The 21,098-nt window shown below is 41.7% G+C and carries 18 protein-coding genes; 8 read left to right on the plus strand and 10 right to left on the minus strand.

The features are described 5' to 3' along the window. The 3 genes from AC2JBO_RS09670 to hetZ all read right to left on the minus strand — a co-directional run. The coding region (locus tag AC2JBO_RS09670) for a transglutaminase TgpA family protein (RefSeq protein WP_496953430.1) at positions 1-1,810 on the minus strand (1,810 nt) is incomplete at its 3' end. Positions 1,811-2,082: 272 nt separating this feature from the next. Continuing rightward, positions 2,083-3,060, minus strand: a complete 978-nt coding sequence (locus tag AC2JBO_RS09675; protein WP_496953431.1) for a PatU — start codon at positions 3,058-3,060, stop codon at positions 2,083-2,085. Next, positions 3,053-4,243 carry a heterocyst differentiation protein HetZ gene (hetZ, locus tag AC2JBO_RS09680; protein ID WP_496953432.1) on the minus strand — a complete coding sequence of 397 codons (1,191 nt, stop codon included), beginning with the start codon at positions 4,241-4,243 and terminating at the stop codon, positions 3,053-3,055. Before hetZ ends, AC2JBO_RS09675 begins: the two co-directional genes overlap by 8 nt. A 216-nt stretch (positions 4,244-4,459) precedes the next feature. Between hetZ and AC2JBO_RS09685 the strand changes: the two genes are divergently transcribed. Next, on the plus strand, positions 4,460-4,930 hold the full coding sequence (locus tag AC2JBO_RS09685; protein ID WP_496953433.1) for a hypothetical protein: 471 nt from the start codon (positions 4,460-4,462) through the stop codon (positions 4,928-4,930). Between the two features lie 153 nt (positions 4,931-5,083). Here AC2JBO_RS09685 and sds read toward each other — a convergent pair whose 3' ends face one another. From sds to AC2JBO_RS09700, 3 genes are all read right to left on the minus strand, one after another. Further along, complete coding sequence (gene sds, locus AC2JBO_RS09690; RefSeq protein WP_496953434.1) at positions 5,084-6,055, minus strand: solanesyl diphosphate synthase; 972 nt, start codon at positions 6,053-6,055, stop codon at positions 5,084-5,086. A gap of 1,113 nt (positions 6,056-7,168) precedes the next feature. Continuing rightward, positions 7,169-8,053 carry a glutamate racemase gene (gene murI, locus AC2JBO_RS09695; protein WP_496953435.1) on the minus strand — a complete coding sequence of 295 codons (885 nt, stop codon included), beginning with the start codon at positions 8,051-8,053 and terminating at the stop codon, positions 7,169-7,171. A 218-nt stretch (positions 8,054-8,271) separates the two neighbouring features. Then, on the minus strand, positions 8,272-10,272 hold the full coding sequence (locus AC2JBO_RS09700; RefSeq protein ID WP_496953436.1) for an N-acetylmuramoyl-L-alanine amidase: 2,001 nt from the start codon (positions 10,270-10,272) through the stop codon (positions 8,272-8,274). A gap of 2 nt (positions 10,273-10,274) precedes the next feature. On the opposite strand from AC2JBO_RS09700, the gene AC2JBO_RS09705 reads away from it, so the two are divergent. Further along, positions 10,275-10,406, plus strand: a complete 132-nt coding sequence (locus AC2JBO_RS09705; protein WP_496953437.1) for a hypothetical protein — start codon at positions 10,275-10,277, stop codon at positions 10,404-10,406. Positions 10,407-11,034: 628 nt separating this feature from the next. On the opposite strand, the gene AC2JBO_RS09710 is transcribed toward AC2JBO_RS09705, so the two are convergent. After that, on the minus strand, positions 11,035-12,618 hold the full coding sequence (locus AC2JBO_RS09710) for an N-acetylmuramoyl-L-alanine amidase family protein (RefSeq protein WP_496953438.1): 1,584 nt from the start codon (positions 12,616-12,618) through the stop codon (positions 11,035-11,037). 304 nt (positions 12,619-12,922) lie between these two features. Further along, the gene (locus tag AC2JBO_RS09715) at positions 12,923-14,287 is read right to left on the minus strand and encodes a cation:proton antiporter (RefSeq protein WP_496953439.1); all 1,365 of its coding nucleotides are present in this window, start codon (positions 14,285-14,287) and stop codon (positions 12,923-12,925) included. Positions 14,288-14,862: 575 nt separating this feature from the next. On the opposite strand from AC2JBO_RS09715, the gene AC2JBO_RS09720 reads away from it, so the two are divergent. Continuing rightward, entirely contained in the window at positions 14,863-15,606 is a 744-nt protein-coding gene (locus AC2JBO_RS09720) for an SIMPL domain-containing protein (RefSeq protein ID WP_496953468.1), read from the plus strand. A gap of 77 nt (positions 15,607-15,683) precedes the next feature. Here the strand turns inward: AC2JBO_RS09720 and AC2JBO_RS09725 are convergent, their stop codons facing one another. After that, positions 15,684-16,046 (minus strand): single-stranded DNA-binding protein, encoded by a 363-nt coding sequence (locus AC2JBO_RS09725; protein WP_496953440.1) that lies wholly within the window; start codon positions 16,044-16,046, stop codon positions 15,684-15,686. Between the two features lie 373 nt (positions 16,047-16,419). On the opposite strand from AC2JBO_RS09725, the gene AC2JBO_RS09730 reads away from it, so the two are divergent. From AC2JBO_RS09730 to ribD, 4 genes are all read left to right on the plus strand, one after another. Then, entirely contained in the window at positions 16,420-17,427 is a 1,008-nt protein-coding gene (locus AC2JBO_RS09730; protein WP_496953441.1) for a rod shape-determining protein, read from the plus strand. A gap of 79 nt (positions 17,428-17,506) precedes the next feature. Beyond that, positions 17,507-18,355 (plus strand): rod shape-determining protein MreC, encoded by an 849-nt coding sequence (gene mreC, locus AC2JBO_RS09735; protein ID WP_496953442.1) that lies wholly within the window; start codon positions 17,507-17,509, stop codon positions 18,353-18,355. Positions 18,356-18,390: 35 nt separating this feature from the next. Further along, positions 18,391-19,074: a rod shape-determining protein MreD gene (gene mreD / locus AC2JBO_RS09740; protein WP_496953443.1), complete on the plus strand. Its 684-nt coding sequence runs from the start codon at positions 18,391-18,393 to the stop codon at positions 19,072-19,074. A 152-nt stretch (positions 19,075-19,226) separates the two neighbouring features. Further along, entirely contained in the window at positions 19,227-20,339 is a 1,113-nt protein-coding gene (gene ribD / locus AC2JBO_RS09745) for a bifunctional diaminohydroxyphosphoribosylaminopyrimidine deaminase/5-amino-6-(5-phosphoribosylamino)uracil reductase RibD (RefSeq protein WP_496953444.1), read from the plus strand. 40 nt (positions 20,340-20,379) lie between these two features. On the opposite strand, the gene AC2JBO_RS09750 is transcribed toward ribD, so the two are convergent. Beyond that, a complete protein-coding gene (locus AC2JBO_RS09750) occupies positions 20,380-20,598 on the minus strand; it encodes a hypothetical protein (RefSeq protein WP_496953445.1) in 219 nt (72 codons plus the stop codon). Between the two features lie 372 nt (positions 20,599-20,970). On the opposite strand from AC2JBO_RS09750, the gene AC2JBO_RS09755 reads away from it, so the two are divergent. Then, the gene (locus AC2JBO_RS09755) at positions 20,971-21,090 is read left to right on the plus strand and encodes a hypothetical protein (protein ID WP_496953446.1); all 120 of its coding nucleotides are present in this window, start codon (positions 20,971-20,973) and stop codon (positions 21,088-21,090) included. The last annotated feature ends 8 nt before the right edge of the window (positions 21,091-21,098 follow it).

Consider the following 21,098-nt stretch of genomic DNA (forward strand, 5'->3'; position numbering starts at 1 on the left):
TTTGAGTTTCCTCAATTGATGGAGGAATTAAAGGATGCTGCGGTATTGGGTCGAACGCAAACCACCCATATTTAGGAAAAAAAACTTCTGTCATCGCGTAAGCATCTGTGTTGCGGACAATATACAAACCTGTAAACGGATTAAATTGTCCCGGTGCGAAACCTGCTACCAAGCGCGCGGGAATACCAACCGAGCGCAGCATTATCGTTAAAACAGTAGAAAAGTGGTCAGGATAACCACCTTTATACTTAAATAGAAACGCTTCGACCAAATCCTCGTTTTTTTCTAAAAAGGGAAACTCCGAAGGGTTCTCAGGAGTTTTATAGTTTTGCTTAAGATACTGCGCCAAATAAAGTGCTTTTTCGTAAGCCGAATCTAAACTTTTTTCTGACTTACCAACGCGGTTTTTATTATAATTTGCCAGTGTTTCTTCTGTTAAAGTACGAACACGAACGGCAAGTTCTGGAGGAATTTGTAAATAATTCTTCTTAATACTTTCTGGGTAATCATTACCTGAAGAACCCAATAAGGTTCGGTCGCGTAGTGGTACTTCCGAAATTACCGTGTATGTTAAACCGTCTGCTAAACCTACAGGCGCCCGTAAACTATTCTCTGTATCGACTGCTATTATCGGTGTTGGAAAGTAAATTTCCGCAGGCATCGCCATTGCTGGTATTAAGTTCGGCAAATCAGCAACTACTGTATATGTCTGTACTACTTCTTTGGTGGCGCCAAGTGCGGAAGGTCTAGGCAAATAAGTTTGATAAGACCAAGGAGAACGTCTAATAGTCTGAACTTTATCATTACGGGAAATTTCCCATCCAGAACCAGTGTAGTGGTCAAATGCTAGGACTCGCCAAAAACCCTCAATTTGTGAACGTACTCGCATCACGACTTTGGGTTTCATTTCACCGCGAAGGTTTTGATTCATACGGCTATTAAAGCCATAATAGAAACTTGAGTCTACTTGCCCTGGCTCTCCATTTCCACTCGGTACATTTGAATTACCTTGAGCAGTGCCACCGTTTGAATTGCCTGCACGTACATAACCAGGATTAACAATATTACGTCCGGTAAAATTGCCTTTGACTTCAATAGTCGAGCTAACCGGAAACATCCGCAGTTGATAGCCAGGAAAACGAGGCAATACGGCAAATATACTTAACCCAATAGTAATAATTAATGCAAAAAGTAGGAAATAAGAAGGAAAAGACGAAGCAATATTTTCCTGCTTCGTGTTTGCCTTTATTATTTTTGTTATACCTAACCTGGAACGATAATCGAATACTAAAGTCGGTAGGGCGATAGCTAAGAATAACAGCAACATTGGCGCAAAAGCTAAGGTTTGGCTTAATGTTGCTGCTACACCCAACAAAATCATCGCGATGACTATCGAATACCCCAAGTCTTTACGCCTAGGCATATCAAAGCTATGGAGTACTTGGAGTTGCACCAGCAACTGCACCAAAACTAACCGCGTATCGTTCAGTTCCCCTAATATTCGCCCAAAGAAAGCACCTAGTGCTACTAACATTCCTATGGCGATACAAAATTTTACCGATACGTTACTATTTTGGCGCCGACTGTAACTCCAAGTTGCTCCCACAACCGAGAGCGGAGCAGCCCAAAAAGATAATTGAGTCTCCGCCGCAATATCCGTTGCAGCAATTCCCACAACCACTAATGCTAGCACCAATACCCTTAGAGTTATTGAATTCTCAATTTCCTGATTTGGTGTATTCTTCGTCTTGGGGCGCCAGTTTATCCATTCAAGTAAACCAGCACCTCTTCGTATCCTGGAATTAAACATTTTTGAGTTAGAAAGCTGCTAATAAATATAATCACTAAGCGATTCATTCACATAACGAATACAAACGTAATCAGTATATACCGATATACATTGTCCTTTGTGAAATGCAGCTGACCGTAGACGCTACAGGCACTGTACCGTCGATATTCGACATGTACTAGTGCCTTCCTAATGACCGCTTATTTATACCAAGCATACGCTTTAAAACCAGGAACGTCACCTCATCTGACTAGTGCCTATCGTTGATATTGATATTAGTGCTAGCGTTTGAATTACACAGTGGGAAGAATTAAAAATGTCAACGGAGCAATGTCTATTTCTGTCAATTTGACTTCGAGGGTATATGGCTGACGTGGAGAAACACAAAGTATTTCCACACTCAACGTACCTGAACTAGAAGACTGCGCCATTGCTGTTGTTGCAGAATTGCTAACTTTTATATTTCCTTGAGTAGGTAGTGAAACTTGAACGCAAAGCTTCGCTTCGGCGCCAAATACTAAGTACTCAACGTGAAGATTGATAACACCGACATCAGTTGACCATTCTCTTTCAACTACTGGCTTGGTAGCTGAAACTGGTAACGTCAAGTTATCAAGCAGTTGTTTTGCGGCCATCAATGAAATAGCCATTTGCTGACTAGATTGAAGTGAAAAATAATCACCATCTAGATTTGGCATTGCTTCAAGCGTGGACGCAGAACGGTAAGGAGTTCTTAACACCAAAGATGCTAAATCATTGATCGACTGCTCCTCACCTGGAAATAAGCTCTCTACAGCAGCCACTAGTTTTGCTCCTAGTGGCAGTGAAGAAGCGACTAATACCTGACACTTGGACAGCAATTGCCGAAAAATGTTAACAGGTAAGTCGATGGGAAGCGAGAGCGAATTATACGAGCGAGACCATCCCCATGTCGGAACAAGTGCGACTTCCGGACTGTCAGCGTAGTCAGGATATTCTTGAATTTGGGTTTCCCAAGGGAATAACGGAGGATGGTTTTGTATTTGAATTTGCAACCGGCGTTTAAGGATGGCTTGGAAACGTTCTTGCACAGTAGGAATTTCTCCTAGTTGAGAGGTTTGGGGTGTCCACTCCAGGTGCTGCAAATCAGGTGAAGTATTTGCAGCACCCAGTAAATTTTCTACCCCGTTACTTTCCTTACATTCAACCGAAGTATCTTCTGATTCATCAGCACTATTTGCTAATAACCATTTGAATAACTGGTTTTGTAAGGATTCTGAGTCACTATTCATTAGTAGATGCACCCGATCCGGACACTAAAGAGTTACGAATTTCCCAGGCTTGTTCCAAAATTTTAAACCATCGTTTTTGAAGTTGTGCCATTGATAACCCAGCGGACTTGGCAATCTTTTCATCAGGTTCTTTTTGTTGCTTTAGCTCCAGTATTGACCGTTGTTTAGCATCCATTTCCTCTATGAACTTTTCCCACTGAATAGGCGTTAAACCCAAATTTGTACTTAAATCAGCTTCAAGCCACTCATGCACTAGTTCCCAGCGGTGCAGCAGAGCAAATCGAATCAAGTGGTACTTGAAACGCTGTTGCAAGTAATCGCGCTGCCTTGAGGTTAAATTCAAAACTGATTCAATTTCTGTCGCCGACATATCTTGTAACCGTAGCGCAAAGTAATCAGCACAATCGGTTTGTTGTCGCTCCTCTAGGTAATTCATTAATTCTGTGATTACAACAGAACGTAGCGTATCCTCTTGAGGTTCAGGTTCGGGCTGCGTCGCCATTGCGCTTCGCAACATCTGAACCGCAGGTTCTTCCCAGGCGCCATCACTTTCACCACCACTACCTTCCGCAGCTTGTTCAATATCAACGCACGTCTCTGGTGGTTGTTGTTGAGAAAAAGTTTGCGCGCGTAGAATGATTAATTGTTGCTGTCGTCCAGGTAGAGGAATGCGACGTTTTCCATAGCGTTCGGTAAATGCCATGTACTCGGCTAATTCAAGAAGCGTAGTCGGTTGGTAGGTAGCACCGAGTTGGTTTTCACGACGAAATGCGTTAAGCGCTTCTAAATAAAAACTTTGTAGAAAATCTTCAATGATTGTTAGGCGCCCTTGATAGCTTAATTGCCGTTGCGGAGGGTTGATGTAACGGTAGACAATCGCACTCAAGGTACTGTGAAGTTCCACTCTGCCGCGACTTGAACCTAATTGGTAATATCGCAGGCACTGGGTCAAGCGATGTCGAGCAAGAGTGATGGCGGAGCTTTCTATCGAACCGGATGCCTGGATGCGTTTGCTCTCATTGCAAATCCGGTAGACCTCAGCAGTGATACGCATTGCCACATCGCGGCGATTTTGCTCCGAAGCTTTGGTTGATTGCGTCAGTTCCTGGAAGGAAAGTTCTTGTATCGCCTCCACGCCGATAGAATTTTCTCCCTGAATAGTTGTGGTTGCGGCTAAATTCATAGTCTCGTTATAAAAAAGACCCTAACATAATATTTACAGCCAGCCAGCCTGGGCTTTCGATGGTGCTTGCGCTTTTTGAGTATTGTATTAACATACAGCACACTCAAGAAATTTGAAAAATTGGTTTGACCTAATTATTCCCAAATATTAATGCTTTTGTACTCAAATCACACTCAAGCCTCCAAAACCGATTACCAAGACAAGCGCAGGTATTTTATGGATTTAGAAGCACAAATTCAATTGCTGAAAGAAAACGCACCCCAAGATGGTATAACACCACAACTGATTACAGCAATCGCTCCTGCTTTGCAGGCAGTTGCTCTTATATTGGCCCATCAACAGTACTATATCCTTCAAGGTATGGACTCTCGCTGGGTTGTAACTACATTGAGCAATCGTACTAATCCAGAAATCGAAAAACGGGTAATTTATGCTTACCCAACATTACAGGATGCCTCAAACAGTATTGGCACCCCATCACACCCGGTTGTAAACGTCAAGCTTGAACTCGTTATACATCTGTTGTTTCAACTCACGGCATTAGAACCCGTAGATAGTATAGTTTTTTTTGAAACTTCTGGCGTGAGTGGTGATACAATCGAAATCCAACGTTCTGAGCTACAAGCCAGAATCGAACAAACTTATCGTACACACCGAAACAAGGTAGTGCCTCCTGATATCGCTTAAAAACTACCAGATATCAGCTTAACTTGTAACACGGGTAATTGTGGAAAATTGCTGTAACTATTTCAAAAGCTAAGGGCATATTCATCCAGTAAAACCTTACTGAATGCCTTTATTCCTTAGCTTTTCGATCTCATAGTTAACGCGCCGACAAATTTAATACAAACGACTCAGGGCAAAATCAGTCATATTTATCAAAGCTTGACGAGACTCTGAATATGGTAAATCAATCAGATGCTCAGAGGCTGACTTGGCGTGATGTGCCGCCAGTTCCCTAGCTCTCGCGATACCTTGACTATCAGAAATTAACGCCAATGCTTGCTCTAAGTCACCCGATTGAGCGAACTCGCGTTCAATTAACATAAACAATGCTGGCTTCTCTTCTAATGCATACAATACAGGTGCCGTTAAGGTGCCGGTTTTCAAATCGGAGCCGACGGGTTTGCCTAACGCTTCTTGTGAGCTAGTAAAGTCTAAAATATCGTCTACTATCTGGAACGCCAAACCAATATCACGTCCATAACAGTACAGATGCTCTGCGGTTTCAGCGGAAACCTCGCTTAAAACTCCAGCAGCTTTGGCACTATTAGCAAATAATGTTGCGGTTTTATAATAATTTTTTTGAAGATAAGTATCTATTGTGATACTCGCATCAAAACGATTTAGCCCTTGTTGAATTTCTCCAACTGCGAAATCCATCAATACTTGTGATAAAAGTTTTACAACTTCTAAATTGTCTAGGTTTGCTAAGTGCCAGGAAGACTGGGCAAAGAAGAAGTCCCCTGCTAGTACAGCAACACGGTTTCCAAACAAACTATGTATTGTTGGAACACCACGTCTATAATCAGATTCATCAACCACGTCGTCATGTACTAAACTCGCCGTGTGAATCATTTCTGTAATCTCAGCAAGGCGCCGATGACGAGTTGTAATATCGGATTGCAACATGGTCGCTCGCGATATCAGCAGAACTATTGCTGGTCTGATACGCTTTCCCCCAGCTCCAAATAGGTGTTTTGCCGCCGCATAGAGGATGGGGTGGTCTGTTCCAACTAACTGTATCAGATTATCTGCTAGTAGTCGCAGGTCTGCTTCCACAGGAGTAAAAAGGGAGGTTGCTGGGGTCATGGATGGGCGGACTCTGGCTTAAGTTACGAAAGTTTACATATTCTATACTCATTTTAAGATAACGTAGGTAGACTGCAAAGCTAATCTCAGATAATCGTTAGTATTAACTCCTACAACGATAAACTCCAAACACCTTCTGTCTTGTCCCATCACCCTGCTTCATACACCGTAAAAAAAATAACTTTTAGTAAAATAAGATACTACTATTTTGTTAGTCATCAAGCATAATCATTGATATTGGTATAGTATTTGCTGGATTAAGGGTGGGGTGCAACAAAAGTATATTTACTTACTTTTAAAAAATATTTATACACAAAAAATCACACAGCAGAAAAAGTTATTTGTTTGATTACAAAGAATTTTTTGAAATAACCAGTGATTTAGCGCAAAAAGTCCCGGTGGTTGTGTTACGCTAAAATTAAGGGACTTGAAACTTTTTTGTTATTCACCTCAAGTGGGTAAATTACCACAAGTGATTTACCAGTCGAGAGTCGTGAGTTAATATGCACCGTGAGTTGAACTAAGGAAGCTGTTTTGAAGCGATTTCAGTGGTTCGGCGGTAGGTTGGCGTAGTTTGATTCCTGGAATTGTTAACAATTTCGGCGAAGAAATAAATAAGCCTTTAATAAAAGGCGGTAAAACATTTTGCAGACTTGAAAAGACTGTTTAAATGTCGTTTTTTGTAGCTTTCAAAGCCTCGAATAACGTTAATAGCGGCAGTGAGTCTGTAAGTATAAATAACTATAAGACAAAAACAAAGAAGTAGGCTTAAAGCATAGCTATACTAATAATTTTTAGTATAGGTATGTTTGCAACGGTCGTGAGAACCAACACTCGTGCGGTCATTATTTTGCTATGGCAAAGTAGAGTGTTCAATTTACAACAAAAGGTACTGACAAAGAATAGTTTATGTGAGAACGACCATGATGATTTTTATTTTAGCTTCCGGATATCTGTTTACTGTATATCTATTATTAGCGTTAGCTAAACGCACTGGCAGCAAAGCTTCTGCTGTTGATGATCTTTAAAGCGTGCGAATATATAGTAGCATATTGGTGACAATAGTTGTTAGTTTTGACGCTAACAACTATTTAATTGTGACTAAGAACTAAGCTATCCAATTAAATCTGAAGGAAAGCGTAATAATTCAGGGGTATTAGCAAAGTTTACAACTTCAACAGTGGGAGTACAACCAAGCCAGTTAATTGATGTTTGGGCAAATGTTTGTGAGCAACCACTGACAACAAACCGAGTTGGCATTGGTGGGAAATTATTCCGCAAATTAAGTATATCAAGTTCAGTAGCAACGGCAGCCGCCACGTAAACTGCTGGGTCAACTAGGTTTACTGTACTTGGTAGCAGAGAACGTAAAATTGGAGACAGGTGGGGATAGTGAGTGCAGCCGTAGACGAGGGTATCAATTTGCTGTTGAATTAGCGGTTCGAGGTATGAACTTGCAACCTCAATAGTGTAGGGGTCATGAATACGGTTTTGTTCGATTAGGGGGACAAACTCAGGACAGCTTACTTGCCATACTTTTTGGTTCGGCTCAATTTCTAGAATAGCATTTTTGTAGGCGTTGCTTTTGGCTGTGGCTGGAGTTGCGATTACACCAATTCGCTTGCCGTATTGTACTGCGGCTTTGGCGCCTGGAAGAATAACGCCGATAACGGGAAAGTTGAATTCTTCGCGTACAGTTTCAAGGGCGAGAGCGGAGCTTGTATTACAAGCCATTACAGCCATTTTAACACCTTGGTTTTGCATCCAAGTTAAAATTTCACGGTTGAACTGAATAATTTCAGTTTGTGAGCGAATGCCGTAAGGTAAACGAGCCGTATCACCGAAGTAAATAATTGACTCGGATGGCAACTGGCGGTAAAGTTCGCGTAATACGGTTAAGCCCCCTACACCACTATCGAATACCCCAATTGGCGCGCGTTGAGGTTGTTTATCGGATACGGAGTAAAGGTTGGTTTCAAAAATTGAGGATAGAAACACAGCTGGTTAGTTAATTAAAATATTTGTTTTTCGATTAAAGATACAGTATCTATAGCAATTTCACAAACATTCGCCAAGATTTTTGATTACAAATAGGGAAGGAGAAAGGGAAAAGTAAAAAGTAAAAAGGCAAAAGACTCCTAACTCGTAAGGTGCGTGACGCTACTAGTTCGTTAGTTTCACTTTACGATTGTTATGGCGTCACGCACCCTACCTTCTTACCTTCCCAGATAGTTAAGAACACCGCGCGCAATAGCTTCTGCCATCCGGTTTTGGTATTCTGTGGTGCCAAGACGAGGATTATCCTCAACTCCTGTCATATAGCCTGTTTCTACAAGAATTGAAGGCATTGAGCTTTTTCTTAAAACGTAAAATCTGGCTTTACGGGTGCCTCGGTCTTTGATGGTAGAAATATTCTGGAGAATGCTTCGACGAACAGTTTCAGCCAGACGATAACCACTGTCGTAATAATATACTTCCAAACCGTTGACATCGGGGCGCCCATCAATCGAGTTGGCGTGGATACTAACGAATAAGTCGGCTCTAACCTGTTCTGCTAAATCTACCCGTGGTTTTAAGTCAACAAAATAATCGCGATTACGAGTCATTACGACTTGGATACCATTTTTTTCCAGAATTGACGCTAGCCGTAAGCCAATAGGTAAAATTACGTCTTTCTCCAGCAACCCACGAAGACCTGGGGCGCCAGAATCTTTGCCTCCATGTCCAGGGTCAACAACCACAATAATTTTATTTTTAGGGGTTTGGCGAGGATTTGTAGGTGGTTGAGTTACAGGTGGTGGACTAACTATTGGTCCTCCATTTGGTGGTAACGGTTTTGGGTCGGGGCGCGGTAAAGGTGGCAAAAGAACGGGAGGAATACCTGGTCGAATTGGCGGATTTGGGTTTATAGGTGGGTTTATGGCAACACGTCCACGAGAAAGTTCGAGTGAAAGTAACTGACCGCTAAGTTGATTGATTTGACCAACTTGCACTCCTGCAGCAGGTTGTATCAAAATAGCAACGGTACTTGGATCTTGTTGCTGTAAACGAATTTTCAATACTGGACTGTTGGTGCCGAAATTAGGTCCTGTAACACCTTTAGTTAATTTGGCATTGGGAATTGTAATGCGGAACTGCCCTGTAGACGTATCCCATCCACCACTCCCCGTCAAACGCTGGTCACCGCGAATAATTAACTGTGTGCCTGTAGCGTTTAATTCAACCGATTGAATTGTTGCAAGCGCGTTACTAATAATAGGGCTATTTGAAGAAGGCCGGTTGTTATCTGGACTAGAGTTATTTGGAAGGTTACTTGAACTTGGAAGTCGAACGACTGGAGTACCTGGAATTACTATTAAACCATTAAGACCGCTTCTAGAAGCATTCCAATTAGGACTGTCTTTATCTACTTGTAGCTGCATCCTAACAGTGGGAGTTCCAGAATTTACCTGAGATAATAAAACTCGGTTGACACCATGTTTATTGACTATAAGGTCGCGTTGCGCTTGAGGTGAAATAGTCGCACCGCTAATATCTATATCTACCGAGCGTCTATCGAGACTGCGAATCACTCTCAACTGCGGATTCCCAGTTCCACTAGTGCGAACAAAGAAACCATCCCCTGTGACTTGAACATTTTCGACTGTAGTCGCACTCGATGAAGTCGCAACAACAGTTGACTGAATCGGTGGGCGGCTAACATTCGAGTTATTATTCGAGTTATTATTCGAGTTACTCGAACTGCTGGGGGGAGTTGTGACGACATTGTAAACATTATTCGTATTCGACTCTTCTCCAACTTGTTCACGTTCGGGTTTTGGTAGCTGCACTGTCCAACGACTAGGGCTGACCCCAACAAATTTGACTTGAGCTGGGTCTAGAGTATAACCAGGAGCTAGTTCAACAACAAGACGGGCGGTATCTTCATCGAATTGTCCGATACGAAGTGACCGTATTGCACCGCCTACCGATTGCGTGAGTTGGGGGCGCCCAAATCGCGTTCCCGGTAAATCAATAACTACTCGGGTAGGATTAAAAATTAGCTGTGCTTTTGGCTGCACAGCACCGTCAGTGATAATTTCCAATCGGTTTTGATTGGTATCAAACCGCCAAGAGTTGAGTTTGGCTGCATGGGCGGGCGACGAAAGTATGAAGACAGTAAAAATGGTGCTGGGTAGTAACCAGTGTAATCTCACAGTGTTTTCTCCTGAATCCATTGATGCAACGCCGAAGCGTCAAGAACGAAGTGTCGGCTATTCCTCACACCGTCACCCAACGAGAAGCAGTTATTCAAACTGCTTCAACGCCCAACCTGCAAAGAACGAGTTTGTTCTTCAAAGCGCGCTCGTAGGTTGCCCTCACTCAATAATAGTGAGTCATTTTTTTGCTTGTATTGCTACCGTAACTGTCGGCACCACACCGAGAGTAAGCGCGAAAACCATTTTAAATACGTAATGATATCTAAAATTGGCATTTAAGGCGTTACGATTACGCCAACAATCAGATAACCTAAATTAATGACGAGTGTCAATCCTAGGTTGTAACACACGACACGCGCAATTTTAGATTTTGAGTGAAGCCACCCTTTCGGGTTTGTTCGACCTACGTTTAGTAGACTGCCTATAGTAGACAGCTCAAGATAAAAATTGTATTTTTTGAAACAATTTATCCACTTTTGATTCGTAGTGTCAACCCAAACATTAAAAAAATCCTAAATTGATGGAAGTAGAGAGGAATAGGGCAAGAGTAACGATTGTTACAAATCAATGCACACCTAAAAATATCAATCTTGTTTATCTAGTCGTTGATCACTAGCAATTTGTTCTTGGTACAAGCGTCATTGATGAATATGCCCTTGTATTCCAACTAGCTGCTAAAAATCAATCACAACGATACGGCAAGGAGTGTTTATAGCTATTAGTTGTAATCGCACTGCAAAATACTTGGTGTTCGGTTTAAACATATGAATTTATTTAGTGCTATCGAACTTGTCGGAGATATTGCAGAACACCGCGCGCAATAGCATCGGCCATTTGAGCTTGGTACTGTGGTGTAACGAGTCTTGATACGTCCTGTTGACCTGTCATAAAACCGGTTTCGACTAAAATTGAGGGCATGGAACTTTTTCTTAGGACAAAAAATCTAGCTCGTCGTACTCCTCTGTCTCGTACTGAGAGACTCTGAAGTATGGTACTGTGAACTATGCGAGCAAGTTCTAGACCACTGTCGTAATAATACGTTTCCAATCCATTTACATCCGGACGACTTTCACCAGCCGAATTTGCGTGGATGCTTACAAATACATCAGCGTTGATTTGCTGCGCCATATCAACGCGACCTTGTAAAGTTACAAAATAATCTGAATTGCGCGTCATTACAGCCTGTACCCCGTTCTGCTGAAGAATCTGCGCCACTCTAATTCCTATCGGCAAAATTACATCTTTTTCCATTGATCCGCCAATACCTAGGGCACCTGAGTCTTTTCCACCATGTCCCGGATCAATAATCACTACTAGGCGCCCATCATTGCGTCGTCCTGGTACACTTCTTGGTGGAATTTGCGGATTACCGATAGGTCCCGATGTACCTATTTGAGGTAGTGGAGGCAATGTCAAGGGTGGGGTTATGGGTCTATTGCGCCGTAATTCAAGCGCCAAAAACTGCCCAGTAATCTGATTGAGCTGACCAATTTGCACTCCAATAGCAGGTTGTACCATAATTACCACGCTCGAAGAATCTTTTTGTTCGGTTAACCGAACCCTGAGAATCGGGCTACTAGTATCAAGTATTGGTCCACGAACGTTTGAAGTGAGACGCGCGTTGGGTATTGTGATGCGAAACATGCCAGTAGACCTGTCCCAACCACTTGTAGCAGTAAAATTTTGGTCTGCGCGAACAACTAATTGCGTTCCGCCACCTGCAAGTTCAATTGATTGAATTGTGGCTTTTGCGTTACTATCAGTTTTGCTAGTTGCAGGAATACCCGGAAATGGCGCCTCTGTTGATGTCGGGTTATTATTTCCACTACTAGAACTATTAGAACTACTAGAGGCGTCAGCACTAAAACGGTTAGGTAAGGCAATTAAATTAGTACCACTTTTGAGTACTCGCCAATCAAAACTGTCTGCTTCAACTTGTAAAGACATCCTGACAGTAGGAGTATTACCTTCAAGCTGTGATAAGACAACTCGACTAACGCCAAAACGATTTACCATCATCTCTGGCGCCAAAGAAGGTGATAGCGATGCAGTTGCGATATCTATATTAATAGTTTTTTTATCACGACTACGCTCGGTACGAATCGAAGGGTTTCCACCGCTAGTACGAATAAAGAAACCATCACCCGTAAGTCGAATACTTTCGATTTGCGTTGCAGCTTGTGCAATTTGTTGTAATTGTAGTTTATTATCCTGACTAAACGTTACTGAAGCTAGACTCTCTGCACGAGCAGACGGTAGCACTAAAAACGATGTTATAAAAGTGCCTGATAATAACCAATGTAGTTTCACAGTGTTTTCTCTACCAAAAAAGTTCCTGGGAGTAGTGCAATCTGAAGACAGCATTGGCAAATCCTTATGCAGTCAACGCACGGAGAATTTAGCATTTTTTACTACCTTATTACTAATTGAACATCAGTAATTTACGGCAACAATAGCTTAAAATCTCCATACCCCGCATTTCGTGACCTTGAAATTACGGTTTTTTACTGGGAAGATGCAGCTAGTAGCGTCATATGCTATCATACTATGCTCCGTATAGCCACGGTATAATGTAAATTACTTTCTCTAAAAATAAATTTTATTAAAAAATTGGACTTAATTGTAGGTTGGGTGGAGGAACGGAACCCAACCCACAGTTCTACGATTTTTATGTACCAGATTCTTCTGGAGTGTTACTTAAAGCTGCTGGTTCAGGATCTGGGAATACAAGCCGCAAGAATGGTGGTGCTAAGAAGGTTGTTAGTATCACCATTACAATAATGGCTGCTTCTAACGGCTTTGTAAGAATTCCTGTGCTTGAGCCAATACCCAAAAATACTAATCCAACTTCTCCACGTGGTATCATACCCACACCAATAGCCAAGCGGTTAATTTTTTCTTGTCCAAATACACTCAAACCCGTAACAAGTTTACCAATAATTGCTACCGTTACTAGAAATATTGCCATTATCAACCCTTCTCGGTTACTGGGAAGAGCGGGGTTGAGAACGCTTAAGTCAGTTCTGGCGCCTACTGTCACAAAGAAAATAGGTACAAGCATATCAGCAACAGGGATTATTTGCTGCTGCAACTCTTTGCGTTTATCAGTTTCTTCAAGCACTAAACCTGCTGCAAACGAACCTAAAATCGCTTCTAGCTGAATTGTTGCGGCAAAATATGCCATAACGAAAGCGAAAATAAAGGCAGGCAATATCAGCTCACCACGGGTTTTTAGTTTATTAACAATCGCAACAAACGATTTGTTGAAGAAATTACCTAGTGCAATGGCGCCTACCAAAAAGCCAGCAGCACTAAAAATCAAGTAGACGACTTTGCCAACATCAACGGCGCCATCTTTCGCAAGGCTAGCAACAACAGCGAGAACAATAATACCAAGCACATCGTCAATTACAGCAGCCCCTAAAATTATTTGCCCTTCCTTGGAATTAAGGCGCCCTAATTCGGATAAAACCCTGGATGTAATACCAATACTTGTTGCCGTTAATGCCGCCCCTGCAAAAATAGCAGGTATAGCCGAAACACCAAATATTATCATTAGCCCAGCAGTACCAACTGCAAAAGGAACAGCTACCCCAACACAAGCTACAACCGTTGCTTGAATTCCAACAGACAGCAAGTCTTTTAAATTCGACTCCAAGCCAATTTCAAACAGCAGTATAATAACACCTAATTCTGCCAAAACTGATATTACTTCTGACTGTGCATGAAACACGCCCGAAACGGCTTCTGGACTCAAACCATTCGAGATACTCAGAAAGCGCATTATTAAAGAACTGGATGCAGCCTCATCACCAAATACCAAAAGATGTGAGACTGAAACACCAACAACCACACCACCTACTAATTCTCCTAAAACAGGTGGTAAACCAAAGCGGTTCGATATTTCTCCGCCTAATTTGCTTGCGAAGTAAATCACCACCAAACTCAACAGCACTGCTGCTAATACATAAGAACTATCAAACGTTTCAGTTGCTGATGCAAGTAAATGTAACTGATGAAATGGAATTGTCATTAGTCTAACTGCATTGCTCGTATAGTGGAAATCATCACTCTACTTTATCAAGTCCCTGAAGACTAATTGTAGTTCACGAGAAATTAATACTAAAAATTATCAATAAATCTATGTCTGATTTAATCCTAACCCAAGAAGCGCGCGTAACTACAGGCGCCGACTGAACGCTTACTTAAAATTACTCTAGAGTTTAGATAGTAGAAAAATAGTATAAAATTTTTAGTTTCAAAAAACGTAACCATATCCCAGTTAAAAAGCATAGTATGTCAAAGTAAAAACATCAGAAAGGTGCTTCACTAACTTAACAAGATTGCATCGAATAGAGAATAAAAATCATAGCTTTTGGATAGAATCGTTTTTATTCATTTGCACAGTATTCCTATATATTTCGGATGCAAATTTTATCGTAGGGTGCGTGACACAATTAACAATTTTGAAACGAAGCACAGTTAATGTTGGTGTCACGCACCTACTATTATATTAAACGTGTTTCTTTGTGTTAAATTTTATCTATACGAGGAGTGAAAATAGTGAGTGAAATAATCAACCAATCAGTTGTACTAAGTCCAAAGCGGATTAACAATACAGGTAACTTTTGGATAGACAAGTTTTGGAAAGCATTACCTATAGCTTTGTTATTATGTGTTTATTTTGCCCAACCAAGTTTGGCTCAAGAAAAGGAAAGGATGCTACGTACTTTAACAGTAAGTGGACGTGGTGTAGAGTCAATACCAACGACTCTCTCACAAGTTAACGTTGGTGTTGAAGTTCAGGGTAAGAACGTTCAGGAAGTGCAACAAGAAGCCGCACGGCGTTCAAACGCAGTAGTAACATTAATTAAATCACGTCCCGGTGTTGAAAATTTACAAACAACTGGCATTAACCTTAATCCAGTTTACAGCTACGCAAATAATGTGCAGAAAATAACTGGTTACAGTGCAACAAACACCGTCACCTTCCGTGTTTCTACTGAAAAAACAGGTAATTTACTTGATGATGTAGTTAAAGCAGGCGCCACACGTATTGATGGAATTAGTTTTGTAGCGAGTGATGAAGCAATTTCACAGGCACAAAAGCTAGCTTTACAAAAAGCAACTCAAGACGCACAGCAACAAGCAAATGCTGTACTAACAACTCTCGGTTTAAAAGCCAAAGAAGTAGTTAGTGTACAAGTTAATAATGCCAATCCTCCCGTACCTGTGTACAGGGAATTTGGTGATGCGCGTTTAGCAGCTCGTCCAGCAGTTCCAAGTTCTACACCTGTTGTAGGTGGTGAACAGAAAGTAGACGCTTCAGTAACTTTACAAATTAGTTACTAGTAGGGTGCGTGACGCTACAACAATTTTTAAACGAAGCTAGCATTTAATAGCGTCACGCACCTTACGGTTTTTATGTGCTACTGGAAGTTTTCAGGATAATCATCTCCAGAATTATCGGTATCGCGCTTGGAACCGAGTAATTCGAGTTGTTCTACCGAAATAACAGGTGTCGAACGATTGGTGCCTGTTTTACTATCAAGCCAAGAATTGAACTTTAATGACCCTTTGACCCCTATTTGCTTTCCCTTCGTAACATAATTTTTGGCAACTTCTGCGGTTTTACCCCATAGTTCCAAGTTGAACCAATCAGTATGTTCCGCATCGCGCGTGCGTCGATTGACGGCAAGTGTCAATTTACACTTTACACTTCCCGAATCGTAATAATTAAGTTCTGGATCAGTGCCAACACGACCGATGAGAGTGATAGAATTTATACTCATAATCTACTTTCGCTTTTCAGTACAGGTGTACCTTACAATATTACTTGTATAATAGCGAATTGTCACTATGTAAAAACTGTGTTAAATAAAAAGCTAATCTCTAAAAGCAGAAAATTTGGTAAAAATTACTTCTAAGGCTTCATAAATCCTTACGGATATACTGACATAGCCATAGAATAAAACAGAGTAGCGATCCGAAAGATAGTAAAGATTACCAAAAGTTCTATAAAAAATAGTCTGCTTTACTAGACTCAGGATAAAAAAAGTAATAGAATCCAGCACGATTCACTCTTTCGGTCGTAGTCAAAAGTAACGCAAATAGGGGGCGTAGAAGCGCGTGGGTCTTTTTAAGAAGTTTTCCTTATCGCGGGATATGGGTATCGATCTGGGTACTGCCAACACCCTCGTTTACGTATCTGGTAAAGGTATCGTTCTCCAAGAACCTTCGGTAGTTGCCATCGATCAAAACGAAAAGGTAGCACTGGCGGTAGGAGAAGATGCAAAAAAAATGCTCGGTCGGACTCCAGGTAATGTGATTGCCCTCCGCCCCTTGCGCGACGGTGTAATTGCTGACTTTGATACCGCCGAGCTAATGTTAAAAAGCTTTATCCAGCGCGTCAACGAAGGCAAGTCATTAGTACTGCCAAGAATTGTTATCGGTATCCCAAGCGGTGTCACTGGTGTTGAACGACGGGCTGTTATGGATGCTGCCGCTCAAGCTGGCGCCAGAGAAGTTTACCTGATTGATGAACCAGTTGCCGCTGCGATTGGCGCCGGATTACCTGTTGCTGACCCAACGGGTAATATGATTATCGATATTGGTGGGGGTACCACAGAAGTAGCAGTATTGAGTCTTCAAGGTACAGTACTCAGCGAATCGGTACGTATCGCAGGAGATGAATTAACCGAGTCAATTATCCAATATATGAAAAAAGTTCATAATTTGGTAATTGGTGAACGTACTGCTGAAGATATAAAAATTCGTATCGGTTCGGCTTATCCTACATCTGATGACGAAGAAGCCATCATGGAAGTTCGCGGTTTACACTTGCTTTCAGGATTACCGCGTACTGTCACCATCAAAGGGCCAGAAATACGGGAAAGCATGTCAGAACCTTTGAGTGTGATTATCGAAGCCGTGAAGCGGACTTTAGAGCGCACACCTCCGGAACTTGCGGCAGATATCATCGACAGAGGTATTATGTTAGCAGGTGGCGGTGCGTTGCTCAAGGGCATCGATACTTTAATTAGTCATGAAACGGGTATTGTTACGCACATAGCTAGCGACCCATTATGTTGTGTAGTTCTTGGTACTGGTCGTGTATTGGAGAACTTTAAGCAGCACGAGCGGGTATTTAGTGCCCGTTCACGGAATATGTAAACCAGAATGCAGCAAGTGTTATTGGATTCTAGGTAGAATCCAATATCCCTATTATTTATAGCTATATAAAAAGGTACGTATGTTTACAGCACGGTGGTGGGAGCGCAGAGGGTTACAAATCGGCTTACTCGGTTTAGCAGTTGGTAGCGTCTTAGTACTGCGACAAACTCAAGGTTCGCTATTACTTGAGATTTATCAAGGTTTTACTCGTCCCTTAGAAATGATTAGTTCCGGATCAACTAAGGAAGAAAGGTTGCGCGACGCTCAAATACTCGAACTGCAAACTCAAATCGTTGAGCTACAAAGTCAGAATTTGAAGCTTAAGCAAATTCTTAACTATAACGAACAAAACAAAGGTGTGAAACCTTTAGCTGTGGGTCGCGTAATTGGGCGCAGTGCTGATAATTGGTGGCAGCAAGTTACTCTCAACCGTGGCAGTTCCAATGGCGTTGAAGTTGGTTCCGTTGTTCGCGCGGAAGGTGGTTTAATTGGGCTTGTCGAAACAGTAACTTCAAACTCTAGCCGCGTGCTGTTAGTTAGCGACCTCAAAAGTCAAGTTGGTGTAACCGTTAGTCGTACTGGTGCCAAAGGTGTACTGCGAGGTGACGGTTCTAGTGAAGCTGTACTAGAGTTTTACGAAAAAGTCCCCAACGTAAAAGTCGGTGATTTAATCGCAACATCAACCTATAGCCAAAAATTTCCTGCTGGAGTTGCCGTTGGTCGAATTAAATCTTTAGATTTAAAACGACTACCCGCATCAATCGCCAAAATCGAGCTTTTCCCTCCAATTCGTTCGCTTGATTGGGTGGAAATTTATCCTAAACCTGATGCTCAATCACAGCAACCAATAAACGCAACTAGGCCACAATCAGAGCAAAAGTCAGAGCAAAAATCTGAAAAGCAGCCACAAGCCGCAAAGCCAAACTAACCCAACCACATTCCATACGCATTATATAAGCTCATATGAAGCTATTTTCATGGGGTTCTAAGCGTCGCACTAGGTCTTACTCACCCAAACCCCAAAAGAGAAAAAAGGCTGTGCGTCAATCATCACAGCCTAAATCAAAACCAAAACCAAAACTACAATTTTTTAAACTTAATATTAAACCTGTTGCCAGTTGGACACCTCGGGCACGTCAAATTGTTGATTACTCGTTGATGCTCTCAACCGTACTCTTATGTCTGATGTTGCTACCTAACCGCTTACCCGGCATGGAGTTACTAGGAATTGCGCCAAATTGGCTGCTAATTTGGGTAGTTACTTGGAGTGTGAAGCGTAATGCTTGGCAAGGTGCCTTCGCTGGTATTATTTTAGGGCTTCTTCAAGATGCCATGACAAATTCCGAACCAACTCACGCTTTACCACTGGGTTTAGTGGGACTATTGACTGGAGGAATGCAGAAGCAGCGGTTTATTCAGGAGGACTTTATATCGATTGCCTTGATTGTGTTTGTAATGGCAGTTTTGAGTGAAGCTGTCTTTGCGTCACAGTTAGTTTTGAGCGGTGATCGTAACCCTACTTTTATCTGGGCATATTTTCAGCGCGTCGCTCTTGCTTCTGCTATTCTTAGTAGCCTTTGGGCGCCTGTGGTATATTATCCTTTGAACCGCTGGTGGCAAAAGCTAAAGCTTGCTGAACAGAACTAGTTTTTTAACATCTATCAAAGGGCGGAGTGTGGTGATAACTGAGTTTTAAAAATCGTATTAAAACTCGTAGTTTAATTAAAGAGTGAGAAATAAGAATCCCGGTTTCGTTCAGAAATCGGGATTCTTGTATATATAATCGCTGTTATTAAGTTATGGATTACTTGCCTAAGTCGATGGGAACAGAAGTTGACGCGCGCATGATGCAGCGATGCTTGGAACTTGCTCGTCGCGCGTTAGGATGCACTTCGCCAAATCCGATGGTGGGAGCAGTTATTGTTAAGGATGGAAAAATAATTGGAGAAGGGTTTCATCCGAAAGCTGGTGAACAACATGCGGAAGTGTTTGCACTCCGAGAAGCTGGAGAAAATGCACGTGGCGCCACAATTTATGTTAGCCTCGAACCTTGTAACCACTTCGGCCGCACTCCACCATGTTCATCCGCTTTAGTTAAAGCTGGTGTTGCAAAGGTTGTTGTTGGCATGGTTGACCCTAACCCTTTGGTTGCTGGTGGTGGTATTGCCAAACTGCGTGATGCGGGTATTGAGGTAATAGTAGGAGTTGAGGAAGCTGCTTGTCAAAAGTTGAATGAAGGATTTATACATAGGATATTACATCGGCGCCCACTGGGTATTTTGAAATATGCCATGACTTTAGATGGTAAAATTGCCACGACAACTGGTCACAGTGCTTGGGTGACAAGTCAAGATTCGCGTAACGCAGTTTATCAAGTTAGAGTCGCTTCTGATGCAGTTGTTATTGGTGGAAATACTGTTAGAAAAGATAATCCTTATTTGACGACGCATAACAGTGGCGCCCGTAATCCTTTACGAGTAATAATGAGTCGTAGTCTTGATTTACCTGTAGAAGCTCACCTGTGGCAAACCGAGGCAGCTCCAACTTTGGTACTGACGAGTACTGGAGCAAACCCCGATTTTCAGGCTTTTTTGCGTCGTCGAGGGGTAGAAGTCGTCGAAATGGATTTACTTACACCCGATAAAGCAATGTCATATTTTTACGAGCGCGGTTTCTGCAATGTTTTGTGGGAGTGTGGAGGAACATTAGCAGCAAGTGCAATTAAAAATGGCGCCGTACAGAAAGTTCTAGCTTTTATCGCTCCTAAAATTATTGGTGGTACTACTGCCCCAACTCCTGTCGGAGATTTAGGCTTTAACACAATGACAGAAGCACTTTCTTTGGAACGTGTCGAGATGCGTTTTGTCGGTACTGACTGCCTAGTTGAAGGATATTTACCTCATAATTACTAATTTCTTGTATTGATTATTAAATGTACAACTAACTGTACAACTAACTGTACAATCGTTCGTTCGCTAAATCACGAATTAGAGCTAACCGTGATTGGATGTAATCGTTTAAAAAAGCGGTTTCGCTGTAATCAAGGGATGCTTGCATCTTGGTCTGTCGAACTAACCACTGTACCAAGCTTGCATCATCCATTTGCAAAAGCGTTTTACTATGAGCGCTTTCGATAATCGACCAAAACTGACGCATAATATTCGGAGTCATTTTTACCTCCCTTCCAATAATCAACTGATTTTTCCTAGGATACACAATTGATTTTAAAACGTCCGGTATTGTTGGACAACATGAAACAACTGTTAGTATTCGCTTAATATATCGAATTATTTATTGATATAGTTTAAACAAATTCTTATTGATTAATACTATTTGTAAAGCGACTTTAATCTAAACGCTATTTTTGTATCGTTGAGAGCTTTGATATCAAATATACTTTTATATTTATATTACTTGTGATTGGCTTATATATATCATTGATTACTAAAATCCCTTATTAAAATCCATCATTGGGCATATAAGTGCTGACGTGTAATCTTTGAGCAAGTTAACCTAGGCATAGTGACTGTGTAATAGAATCATGTGCTAATTGACCAAATTCCAGCCAATGAAACTCATTTGATTCAAGGTTTAAAGGAATTAGTTGATAATTTCCGCCTTGATATTATTCTCGATTTAACCACAAATATTATAACGAACTAGGGTGGGCA

The organism is Calothrix sp. CBUCES-K 9914 (assembly GCF_059640475.1).

Coding starts and splice junctions, on each gene's coding strand:
- hetZ (WP_496953432.1), bottom strand. CDS start 4,243: ATGAATTTAGCCGCAACCACAACTATTCAGGGAGAAAATTCTATCGGC.
- AC2JBO_RS09710 (WP_496953438.1), bottom strand. CDS start 12,618: ATGCTGTCTTCAGATTGCACTACTCCCAGGAACTTTTTTGGTAGAGAA.
- AC2JBO_RS09715 (WP_496953439.1), bottom strand. CDS start 14,287: ATGACAATTCCATTTCATCAGTTACATTTACTTGCATCAGCAACTGAA.
- AC2JBO_RS09725 (WP_496953440.1), bottom strand. CDS start 16,046: ATGAGTATAAATTCTATCACTCTCATCGGTCGTGTTGGCACTGATCCA.
- mreD (WP_496953443.1), top strand. CDS start 18,391: ATGAAGCTATTTTCATGGGGTTCTAAGCGTCGCACTAGGTCTTACTCA.
- mreC (WP_496953442.1), top strand. CDS start 17,507: ATGTTTACAGCACGGTGGTGGGAGCGCAGAGGGTTACAAATCGGCTTA.
- AC2JBO_RS09750 (WP_496953445.1), bottom strand. CDS start 20,598: ATGACTCCGAATATTATGCGTCAGTTTTGGTCGATTATCGAAAGCGCT.
- AC2JBO_RS09685 (WP_496953433.1), top strand. CDS start 4,460: ATGGATTTAGAAGCACAAATTCAATTGCTGAAAGAAAACGCACCCCAA.
- sds (WP_496953434.1), bottom strand. CDS start 6,055: ATGACCCCAGCAACCTCCCTTTTTACTCCTGTGGAAGCAGACCTGCGA.
- AC2JBO_RS09675 (WP_496953431.1), bottom strand. CDS start 3,060: ATGAATAGTGACTCAGAATCCTTACAAAACCAGTTATTCAAATGGTTA.
- ribD (WP_496953444.1), top strand. CDS start 19,227: ATGGATTACTTGCCTAAGTCGATGGGAACAGAAGTTGACGCGCGCATG.
- AC2JBO_RS09730 (WP_496953441.1), top strand. CDS start 16,420: ATGGGTATCGATCTGGGTACTGCCAACACCCTCGTTTACGTATCTGGT.
- AC2JBO_RS09705 (WP_496953437.1), top strand. CDS start 10,275: ATGCAACGCCGAAGCGTCAAGAACGAAGTGTCGGCTATTCCTCACACC.
- AC2JBO_RS09700 (WP_496953436.1), bottom strand. CDS start 10,272: ATGGATTCAGGAGAAAACACTGTGAGATTACACTGGTTACTACCCAGC.